At 66.8% G+C, this 9391-nt stretch carries 15 protein-coding genes and 1 pseudogene; 3 read left to right on the forward strand and 13 right to left on the reverse strand.

What is annotated here, in order from left to right; genetic code table 11:
* Positions 1–64: 64 nt before the first annotated feature.
* The 3 genes from V7E09_RS11305 (at position 65) to V7E09_RS11315 (ending at position 1906) form a co-directional block, all read left to right on the forward strand.
* Positions 65–391, forward strand: a complete 327-nt coding sequence (locus V7E09_RS11305) for a lycopene cyclase domain-containing protein (protein WP_218714187.1) — start codon at positions 65–67, stop codon at positions 389–391.
* The gene (locus V7E09_RS11310; protein ID WP_218714186.1) at positions 388–750 is read left to right on the forward strand and encodes a lycopene cyclase domain-containing protein; all 363 of its coding nucleotides are present in this window, start codon (positions 388–390) and stop codon (positions 748–750) included. The genes V7E09_RS11305 and V7E09_RS11310 overlap by 4 nt, the downstream gene beginning before the upstream one ends.
* Before the next feature lie 127 nt (positions 751–877).
* Positions 878–1906: an AI-2E family transporter gene (locus tag V7E09_RS11315; protein WP_218714185.1), complete on the forward strand. Its 1029-nt coding sequence runs from the start codon at positions 878–880 to the stop codon at positions 1904–1906.
* A gap of 174 nt (positions 1907–2080) precedes the next feature.
* Here V7E09_RS11315 and V7E09_RS11320 read toward each other — a convergent pair whose 3' ends face one another.
* The 13 genes and pseudogenes from V7E09_RS11320 to V7E09_RS11380 form a co-directional block, all read right to left on the reverse strand.
* Positions 2081–2551 (reverse strand): hypothetical protein, encoded by a 471-nt coding sequence (locus V7E09_RS11320; RefSeq protein ID WP_324523403.1) that lies wholly within the window; start codon positions 2549–2551, stop codon positions 2081–2083.
* Positions 2548–2994, reverse strand: coding sequence for a DUF192 domain-containing protein (locus V7E09_RS11325; protein ID WP_324523404.1), 447 nt, complete (start codon positions 2992–2994; stop codon positions 2548–2550). Before V7E09_RS11325 ends, V7E09_RS11320 begins: the two co-directional genes overlap by 4 nt.
* Positions 2995–2998: 4 nt before the next feature.
* On the reverse strand, positions 2999–3436 hold the full coding sequence (locus tag V7E09_RS11330; RefSeq protein WP_324523405.1) for a ParB family protein: 438 nt from the start codon (positions 3434–3436) through the stop codon (positions 2999–3001).
* On the reverse strand, positions 3433–4233 hold the full coding sequence (locus V7E09_RS11335) for a ParA family protein (protein WP_218714229.1): 801 nt from the start codon (positions 4231–4233) through the stop codon (positions 3433–3435). Before V7E09_RS11335 ends, V7E09_RS11330 begins: the two co-directional genes overlap by 4 nt.
* 76 nt (positions 4234–4309) lie before the next feature.
* Complete coding sequence (locus tag V7E09_RS11340) at positions 4310–4690, reverse strand: single-stranded DNA-binding protein (protein ID WP_218714230.1); 381 nt, start codon at positions 4688–4690, stop codon at positions 4310–4312.
* A 46-nt stretch (positions 4691–4736) separates the two neighbouring features.
* Positions 4737–4967, reverse strand: a complete 231-nt coding sequence (locus V7E09_RS11345) for a hypothetical protein (RefSeq protein WP_218714231.1) — start codon at positions 4965–4967, stop codon at positions 4737–4739.
* 62 nt (positions 4968–5029) lie between these two features.
* A complete protein-coding gene (locus V7E09_RS11350; RefSeq protein ID WP_218714232.1) occupies positions 5030–5266 on the reverse strand; it encodes a hypothetical protein in 237 nt (78 codons plus the stop codon).
* Between the two features lie 49 nt (positions 5267–5315).
* Entirely contained in the window at positions 5316–5723 is a 408-nt protein-coding gene (locus V7E09_RS11355) for a hypothetical protein (protein WP_324523406.1), read from the reverse strand.
* Positions 5724–5778: 55 nt separating this feature from the next.
* Positions 5779–6027, reverse strand: coding sequence for a glutaredoxin family protein (locus V7E09_RS11360; protein WP_218714259.1), 249 nt, complete (start codon positions 6025–6027; stop codon positions 5779–5781).
* Positions 6028–6372: 345 nt separating this feature from the next.
* Complete coding sequence (locus V7E09_RS11365; protein WP_324523407.1) at positions 6373–6573, reverse strand: hypothetical protein; 201 nt, start codon at positions 6571–6573, stop codon at positions 6373–6375.
* Between the two features lie 61 nt (positions 6574–6634).
* The gene (locus tag V7E09_RS11370) at positions 6635–6847 is read right to left on the reverse strand and encodes a hypothetical protein (protein ID WP_324523408.1); all 213 of its coding nucleotides are present in this window, start codon (positions 6845–6847) and stop codon (positions 6635–6637) included.
* Positions 6848–6926: 79 nt separating this feature from the next.
* On the reverse strand, positions 6927–7823 hold the full coding sequence (locus tag V7E09_RS11375) for an ArdC-like ssDNA-binding domain-containing protein (protein ID WP_218714142.1): 897 nt from the start codon (positions 7821–7823) through the stop codon (positions 6927–6929).
* A 488-nt stretch (positions 7824–8311) separates the two neighbouring features.
* Positions 8312–9391, reverse strand: a pseudogene (locus tag V7E09_RS11380) (hypothetical protein); the annotation flags it as partial.

Here is a 9391-nt window from a genome sequence, read left to right on the forward strand (position 1 = left end):
TGGCCGCCGGTATCGCGCTCATCATCGGCGGTGTCCTCCTGGTCGAGCTCGGTGCCGCCCACTAGTGCTCAGCTGGATCTACCTCGCCGCCCTCCTTGTCAGCGTGCTCGGGCAGGTCCTCCTCGACCAGCGGTGGCACCTCTTCTTCTGGCGTGACTGGCGCCGCGCCGCAGGCACTCTCGGGCTGGGGCTGGCGTTTTTCATCGCATGGGACCTCGTCGGAATCCACCTCGGGGTCTTCTTCAAGGGCCACTCGCCGTTCGTTCTCGGAGTGAACCTCGCCCCCGAATTCCCCGTGGAGGAACTGGTCTTCCTTACTCTGCTGATCTACGTCACGATGAATTTGCACGGGTGGTTCACCAGGAGCGAACGCCGGAGCCCAGCACCATGACCTACACGGTGATGAATGCCGGCTTCCTCTTCGCCACCGCTGTTGTCGTGTTCTTCGCACACCGGCGACTCGTCCGGCGCGGCATCACCGCCCGCTGGGTGGGACTCGTCCGGACAACAGTGATCGTCCTCCTGCAGACGGTGGTCTTCGACAACCTCATCATCGCCGCCGGCATCGTCGACTACGCACCGAGCCACCTCCTGGGACTAACCGTCGGCCTAGTACCCATCGAAGACTTCGCCTACACGCTCGCCGCCACGACGGGCCTGCCCGCAGTGTGGATCCTTCTCGGGCCACGCCACACTCAGCCACAGCGGGAACTCGCAGCAGTCCCCACCTCCCCCGATACGAAACGGTAACGGCATGCCCACCGCACCCTCACGCCCCCGAGCACGTCCGCACCGACCCAGTACCCGCGTCCACACCCGATGGCATTCACCCCGTCGAGCTGACCACTCACCAAGCGGGGTCCTGCCGAGTAAACCGTTGAAATATGCGATCGTCGCAACCATCGGCGTGGGAATCGGCCTGTCAATCCTCGGAGCGGTATCCACACTGGCGACGGTGTTGATCTACATCGGTATCGCCGTGTTCTTGTCGCTGGCATTCGACCCGGTCATTCAGCTGGTAACCCGACGCCACTTTCCGCGGTGGGCAGCAACCATCGCGCTCGGGCTCGTATTCCTGGCCGCCATCGTCGGACTGGTCTTCACACTCATCCCCTCAGCAACCGAACAGGTCACAATTCTCGGGGATCAATTGTTCGACTTCGGCCGCGACTTGCCACAACAGGAATGGTTCATCTGGGTCAGCACGAACATCGGCGCATCCGTCGACCTCCACGCAGTACTCGCCCAAGTGACCAATTTTCTCAGCGACCCAAACCAGCTGCTGGCCGTGGGCGGAGGACTGCTGAAAGTCGGCACGGGCATCATCGACGGTGTCACCGGAGTGATCATCGTGAGCATCCTCACCATCTACTTCACCCTCACCCTCCCCGCGATGAAAGCAAAGGCCTATCGGCTCGTCGCCCGCTCGCAGCGCGCTCGCTTCATCGAACTCAGCGAAGAAATCCTCCAGTCGGTCGGCCGCTACGTCGGCGGCCAAGTCACGCTCGCGCTGATCAATGCGCTGTTCACCTTTGTCCTGATGAGCATCCTGGGCACACCAGCACCCACCATCCTGGCCGTCATCGCATTCGTCGGTGCGCTGATCCCCGTCGTTGGAACCGTCTTCGGATCCGCGATCGCCGTGCTCGTAACCCTCACCGTCAGCCCCGGCGCCGCACTAATCGCGACCATCGTGCTGCTGATCTACATGCAGCTCGAGGCCTACGTACTATCGCCACGCGTCATGGCCAAAGCAGTCGCAGTCCCCGGCGCACTCGTCATCATCGCCGCCTTCGCCGGGGCAAGCCTCGGCGGAGTCCTCGGCGCGTTGGTCGCTGTCCCAGTCGCCGCAGCCGGCCTGATCATCCTCGATCGAATCATCCTCCCCAAACAAGAAACGGCTTAGCACCGCCACCTACCCAGCCGAACTTTCAGCTCCGCCCGAAAAGGTGTCAGAACCCCTGTTCATTTCGAAACTCTTTCCCGAGTCTTGATTTCGAGCAGTTTTCTGAACAACAGTTGAGACACGTTTTCTGAGCTGCAGGTAAGCGCGGGTCCTGCTGCAGTTCACTAACGATCGTTAGCGGGCGGCGTCGACGGGCTCGCTCACGACGTGCGCGCGTTCGGCGTCGTAGATGAGCCACGTGGTGTCGTTCCACTGGTTGCGGTACGTGATGCCCCTCGGGGACTCGATGAGGGAGTGTGCGATCGCGCCGGGGTAGTACTCCGCGATCCATGCGGCGGCCAGCTCGTCGGCCGCTGAGCGGTCGGCGTCGCTGCCGGTGTCGAGCGCGCGCGCGTGCGCCGCCCAGACGGTCCGCCCGGCCTCGCTGGCGCGCTCCCGCTTCCGGTGCTCCTCGATGAGCGCGGGCAGGCATCCGCACTCCTCCTCGGCGTCGTGGTGGTAGCCGATGCAGCGATCGTCGGTGCAGCCGCACTCGTCGCCGCGCCACTCAGCGGCGGAGGCGTAGCCGTGCAGCTTCGCCCATGCGGTCGGCCCTAGTCCCTCGGCTCGGAGGGTCGCGCGCGCCTCGGCGTTCAGGCGGGTCATGGGGTGTCCTCTCGGATGGTGACGGGTGTTCCCGGCTCGATGCCGTCGAGGGCTCCGGCGGGTACTTCTAGAAGCGTGTCGGCTGCGCCTGGTGACGTCCACTGCGGGCACTCGTCCTGCGGCTCGGTCGTGCACGGTTGCAGCGTGTCGACGGCGAGCACCTGGCCGTCGACGATCCATGCGACGTCGAGCGGGATCAGCATTCCGGCCATCCACACCTGGCGCTCGGCCGCGCCGTCGAACTGAAACAGCATGCCGGTACCCTCGGACAGCTCGGCGCGGCCACTGAGGCCGTCGCGCTGCTGCTCGGCGGTGGCCGCGATCTGCACCTGGAACTCGAGGCCGGTTCCGACCTCGACGCTCGCGGTCGACGGCGCAGCGGTCGACGAGCACCCGGCGAGGAGTGCCGTCAGGGCCACCGCGGCGATCGCGCGCGTACGCATGGGGTCAGCTCCCGCCCTGGTCGTGTGCTGCGGCGCCCTGGGGCAGATCTCCGGGCTTCACGGACGGGAACGGCTTACCGCCGTTGTAGAGGGCTTCCAGGCGCTCGACCTCGGCCATTGAGACCTTCTGCATGAACTGGCTGAGGGTGCGATTTCCCTCGCTGACCATCGTGTGCAGGATCGCGCCGCGAATGCGGTCGGTGTCCTCGGGGTCTTGGTAGAAGCTGACCTTGTTCGGGTACTTCTTGCCGGGCTGCTTAGTCGTCTTTCCCTGGCCGGGCTTGCCGATGGCCAGATCGGCCGGCGGCGTCGCCGGCTGCTCTGCCGGCACGGCGACCTCGACGGGCTGAGCTGCGGGGGCCGGCTGCGTTTCTGCAGGAGCCGGCGGCGCGACGGGGTTCGCGCCGGTCAGACTGGACATGCGGCGTTCGGGGCGGCTCATGAGGGTTCTCCTTCGATACTGGCGAGGTGGGCGGCGTAGATGGCTCCGAGTGCGGTCGCCTCGGCTGTCGGCCATTCGTCGAGGCCGCGTGATGACTCGGTGGCGTCCGAAATGACGACGCGCTTCGGGATGGTGGGAGTGAGCAACGGCAGCTCGCGTTCTGCGGCCACGGATTCGAGGTCGGCAAGCCACTGCTGGGCGCTCACGGTTCGTTCCTCGTGGCGGTTGACGATGATCCCGGCAACGCGCAGCGCGGCGTTGTAGTAGCTCTTGACTCCCTCGATTGTGGCGAGGAGCTGCGAGAGCCCATCAAGGCTCCACTTCTTCGCCTCGGTGACCACGACGACGCCCTGAGCGGCTGTCAGACCGTTGATCGTGAGGGCATCGAGCGATGGGGGGCAGTCGATCAAGATCAGGTCGTAGTCGTCCGCCACGAGCGCCAACGCGTCTTTGAGGCGGACCTCGCGCCCGACCTGGGTAATCGTGAGCTCGTCGCGCACGGTGACCAACGTTGCGTAGCTCGGCGTGGGTGCAACGCTGAGTCCAGGCCATACTCCCGGCACAGTGACGTCGCGGATCGTTTCGGGGGCGCGGGAGCTGAGCACGTCCGCGATACCGGCCTGAGCGCTGTCGACGGGTTCGGCGGTGGCATTGCTGGTGAAGTTGCCTTGCGGGTCGAGGTCGATGGCGAGCACGCGGCGTCCGGCGAGCACCGCGGCGCGGGCGAGCTGGAACGCGGTCGTGCTCTTGCCGACGCCGCCTTTCTGGTTGCAGAGGGCGAAAATCTGAGCGGTCATGGGTGTTACCTCCAATAGGTCTAAGAGTACTGTTACCGGCGTGAAAGGGGCGACCGAATGGCCGCCCCTCACCCGGTCAGAACGGGGTGTCGCCGTCCTCGGCGCGGGCGTTGCGCTCGACCGTGACGCTCTGGCCGCGGAGGCTGACGGCGACCTCATCGGCGCGGACCTCGTGCTGTAGGCGGGTGCCCTGCTCGCCCTTGTACTCGGTAACGCGGTAGCGGCCCGCGAACGTGACGCGGATGTTGCCGCTGCGCTCGGCCGCCTCGACGAGTGCGGTTGCCTGCGATCCGCTCACGGCGACGTCGTAGGCCACGGTGGGGCCATCGGTGTACGTGTCGTCATCCTGGCGGATGCGATCGCTGACGAGCACGCGGGCGTAGGTGTACGCGCCGCGCTCCCCCTGTCGCAGCTCGGGCGTCGCGGCAAGGTTTCCAGTGCGGGTGATGTAGCTCATGACGTGCTTCCTTTCGATGTGGATACTGCGGGGTTGGTTCGTTGGGCTATTCGGCTGCTTCTTCGAGCGAGCCCAGCGCTTCGTCGACGGCGTCGCGAGCGGAATCGAGCGAGTCGGCCGCCTGCTCCGATGCCTGGCCGCGCTCGCTCTCCTGCAAGCTCTCCGGCATGTTGTCGAACGCTTCGCGCTCCTCGTCGACCAGCTCGTCGATTGCCTCGCGGATCGTGTCGAGCTGCCCGCGAATCTCCTCGATCCTGCGGCGGCGGTCCTTGTTCATGGCGTGGCTCCTGTCGATCTAACTCTAATAGTACTGTAGGGGGTAACGGTGGCACAAGGGGTTTAGTCGCGCTCGACCTCCAAGGTGTGGCCGTCGACCTGGGACGGGTAGAACACCCATTCCACGTTGCTGTTGGGGTTGGGGTTGGCGACACGGACGCCCTGCACGGGCGATCCTTCCTCGATCGGTCCCAGCGGGTCGGTGACCCAGAGCGGGGTGCGGTAGGCGCGGCCGTCGAGGCTCAGCAGCGTGTCCCCCGCCTGCAAGTCGGCCAGTCGCTTCACGATGATGATTGCCATGTTTGGTTCCTCTCAACTCTTGCAGTACTAACGGTACTGTTGGGGGTGTCTAACGGGTGGTGTGGGTGCGCAGCGTCTCGGCGGCCGCCTGGGCGAGCACCCAACGGCGATCGGCCTCGGCGCGATCCTCGGCGGTGTAGTCGCCGTAGCTGGCCTGGTGCTCGAAGTCGGCGCGTCCGCGCGCGGCCATGCTCAGCAGCTCCTCGATGCCGCTCATGCTGTCCTCGTCGAGCGCGAGCACGCGGCCGTGGTCGCTGGCGACCGTCAGTGCGTCGCTGGGGTTCACGACGTGCAGCACGTAGGCGCTGCCCTCGCGGGCGATGTACGCCGTGGCGACGGTGCGTGACTCGTCGTCGTCGAAGTCGACTCGGCCGAACGTGTCAGCTTCTCCCGTGGGCCAGAGCTGCGGCTCCAGCCGGTCGCCGGTGTCGTACGGGGTGAGGTCGCGGTGCGTCATGAGTGGTTCCTCTCAACTCTTGTAGTACTAACAGTACTGTTAGGGGTGGCTATTGTCAAGCCTGGATGCGTGCGGCGATCCGGTCGATGTGGTCCGGGCGCAGGTCGCACCAGTGGTCCTCATCGTCGACGACGACAACGGGCGCGACGGTGTATCCCAGCTCCTCGGTGACGTACGCGCGAGCCTCGGGGTTCTCGGTGATATCGACCTCGCGATAGGGGACGCCCTTGTTGTCGAGCATCATCTTGGTCATGCGGCACTTCCCGCACGCCGGGCCGGTCGTGTAGACGGTTAGCGCTTCCATTTCCAAATCCTCCCACCCCCACGTTTTTTTGCCGTGAAGGCGAATTCATTCGCCGCTAGGGAGGGCGGCCGTAGCGCTAGTGACCGTGGAATACCGGACTGAGCGCAGCGAGGGAGGATATGCCGCGAAAGCACTAGCGTGCAGGCTGGCCGACCGTACGCTGCCGAAGGCTTCACGGCAAAAGAACGGGCCGTCAGGCCCTCGCAGCCGGCCGCGGAGCGGCCGTCGATCAGCTCGGGCGCGCTCCGTCGCGCGTGAGCCTGGGGGAGTGTGAGGGGGTCCGCCCCCTCGCCGCCGCCCGGCAGGGGGGCGACGGGCGACGGCGGGGAGCTGACGGGGTGCACGCTACCCCTGGTCGAGGGCTCGGCGCAGCCCGTCGAGGGCGGCGGCCGTCTCGATGCTCTGCCCGGTGAAGCTGAGGGCGGCCCACGCCTCGGGGCCGTGCTCACGCTCGGCCCATTGGCGCGCGAGGCCGACGTCGGTTCGGTCGTGCAGCTCGGTGCCGTCTGCGAGCGTGAGGCTCAGGTCTCCGGTGTGGGCGGTCATGGCCGATCCTAACTCTAGTGGTACTAACGGTACTGTTGGGGGTTATGGGGTTGTGGCCGGTCTATCCGAACGCCTCGGCCCAGCAGCTCGGGTGCGTGCCGGATATCAGCAGCTCGCGGGCGGCGGGCTCGGCGTCGGGGAGCACGAGCTGAATCGGGGAGCGGGCCTCGATCTGTGCGGCCTGCTCGGGCGTGACGTCGACGGCGCTCACCTGATGGCAGAACATGCATGGGCGGGTGGTGATGGTCACGGTTTCGGCGGTCTGGTTCGGCATGGCTCCTCCTCGATTGGTTACCTCTAATAGTACTGTTACCGCTACACAAATGCAACGGTAACAGTACTATTGAGGCGGGTTATGCGGCTTCGGTTTCGGCGGCCGCGTCCTCGGTCTCGGTGAGGGCGTCGGCCAGGGTGTGCGCGGTGCGCAGCACGTTTGCGGCGGTGGCCTTGATCGTCTCGGCGTCGCACTTGCTCCACCCTGCGACGTAGCCGACGCTGTAGTCGCTGGTGTCGAGTCCGAGAATCCCGGCGACGATGTAGGCGACGCTCTCGGCCTCGGTCTCCTTGATGCCGCGGTGCTCGACGTACTCGGCGGGGTCTTCGTCGGTGTGCAGCAGCACGTGTGCGGCTTCGTGAAGTGCGGTCTTGGCTGCCTGGGCGGGGGAGAGGTCGGCATCCACGGCGACGCGCTTCGTGCCGTCCGTGGTGGTGTAGCCGTTCGCGCCTCCGGCGATCTGCTCGCGCTCGACGGTCCAGCCCTTGCCGGTGAGGTAGTCGGCTACGGCGTCGAAGATGCCCGCCGCGTCGTCACCGCTGAGCGGTCGGGCGATGTCGGCCGGGTCGCCTGCTTCCTCGTCGATGAGGTCGGTCTGTCCCATGTCGAACACGGACACGGGGAAGAACCGGACTCGGCGCTGTTCCTCGTCCTCGCCGGTCTTTTCGTTCTCGACCGTCTCGCGCACCTCGCGGCCGCCGAAAATACGGATGCCGGTTTCACCCTTGCGCACCTGGCGGTTGAGCTTCTGCCAGGTCCGGTATCCGGCAACGTGCGACGCCTCGGGGCACTGGGAGAAGATCAGCAGCAGGTTACCCAGGCTGTAGCGGTGGAACGACTGCGCGAACGTGAGGAACCGCGCCCACGTCTCGGACTCGCGCAGCGCCTCGACCTGCTCTGCGATCGTGGCTTGCAGCGCCTCGGCCTCGGCGCGACGCTCCTCGGGGCTCTTGGTGTTCTTGACCTTGCGAACCATCTCACTACCTCCACCGGTATCAGTACTGTTAGGGCTTGTTTCCTGCCCTCCCCCACGTTTTTTTGCCGTGGAGGCGACTTGTCGCCGCTAGAGAGGGCGGCCGGAGTGCAACCCCTTGGGGCGGCGGCGGAGAGAATTTCGGCGCGAAATAAGGGAGCGCAGCGACCGCGTGCCGAAAATCTCGGGGGAGGCGTCGGCGCAGCCGATTGCACGCAGGTTGACCGAACGTATGCTGCCGAAGGCTCCACGGTAAAAGAACGAGCGCCGCAGGCGCGGAAGGAGTCGACCGCGCAGCGGGCGTCGAGCACGGCCCGCAGGGCCGCGGGGGAGCGCGAGGGCGCAGCTCTCGTTGGTCGGCCGGAGGTCGGCCACCTGGTGCAGCTCGTGCAGCTTGTGCAGCTCGTCCGTCCCCACTGTGTGCAGGCCAGCCCGGCGATAGCTGGGCTGTGCACATTGGGGGCGGGGAGTCCTCGTGTGCCGGCTCGCTGCTAGGCGACGCGCCTGTGGGTCGTGTGGGGTTCTTCCTTGACGGCCGGGCCGCCGCAGTATCGGCACCGGACACCCACGGTCATGCCGTGGGTGCAATAGCCGGGATCGACCCACGGCGTCTCCACGTTCGCGCCGGCTTCGAAGGGCTCGATTCGTGGCGGCCTCGGCCGGTGGGCGACGCCGCCGCGCTCGTCCTGGACGATGCGGCGCGCTTCGCGCCAGTCCAGCCGGCCGTCAGGCCGGCGCGGGTGGGGTCCGTAGGCGTGGGTGCCGGCGTCGGGGCTCTCGATGATCGGGACGACGAGAGCGAGTTGCCCGCGAGCTGGTCGACGCTTCGAGCTGGTACGTCGGGGGGCTCTCATCCACGTGTCCTCGGCTCGCCACCACGCCCATAGCTCGCGCTCGACGCTGTAGCGGTCGGCGCGCTCGGCCAGGCGGCCGTCGATGCCGGCGCGAACGGCAGCGGCTCGACACCGATCGGCGGCCGCTCGACGCCAACCGTCACGGGTGCGCACGAGCACACCGGCCGACGTGAGGCGGTCGAGAGTGAGAGCGGTTCGGGCGGGGGTGTCTCCGATGGCGCGGGCGAGGTCGTCGAGGCTCTGGGGGTCTGAGCTGGTGCGGGCGTAGGTGTTGCCGGCGTGGAGTCCGAGCGCTGGTCGTCCGAGCGTGAACAGGTCGTGAGCGGCAGTGGTAGTCCTCGTGGTGAGAGTCGCAAGGAGGGCCGTACGTTCAGCAGCTCCGGTTTCGATCGGGGGGAGTTGATCTTGCGGCCCCGGCCCCTGCGGGGCGCGGGTCCGCTTGTGACCGACCTCTGATGAGATGTTGGGGATAACCGCTCTCGGGTCGATCGTCCAGTGCGCGCCGTGCGGGCCATCGGCTGCGCGGACGCACGCGATCCATCCGTCCTCAGCGAGGCGCTGTAGGGCCGTGCGTGCCGTCTCGCGGCCGACGCCGGCCAACAGGGCCAGGCGGCGGGTATCGGCCTCCACGCGGCCGCTGAGGGCTTGTAGGGCGATGAGGCAGAGAACGTCGAGGATGCGGCGGTCAGCGGGTCCGCCGCCGTGGGTCCAGCGGCC

It is taken from the genome of Propioniciclava sp. (genome assembly GCF_036744435.1).
GTDB lineage: Bacteria > Actinomycetota > Actinomycetes > Propionibacteriales > Propionibacteriaceae > Propioniciclava.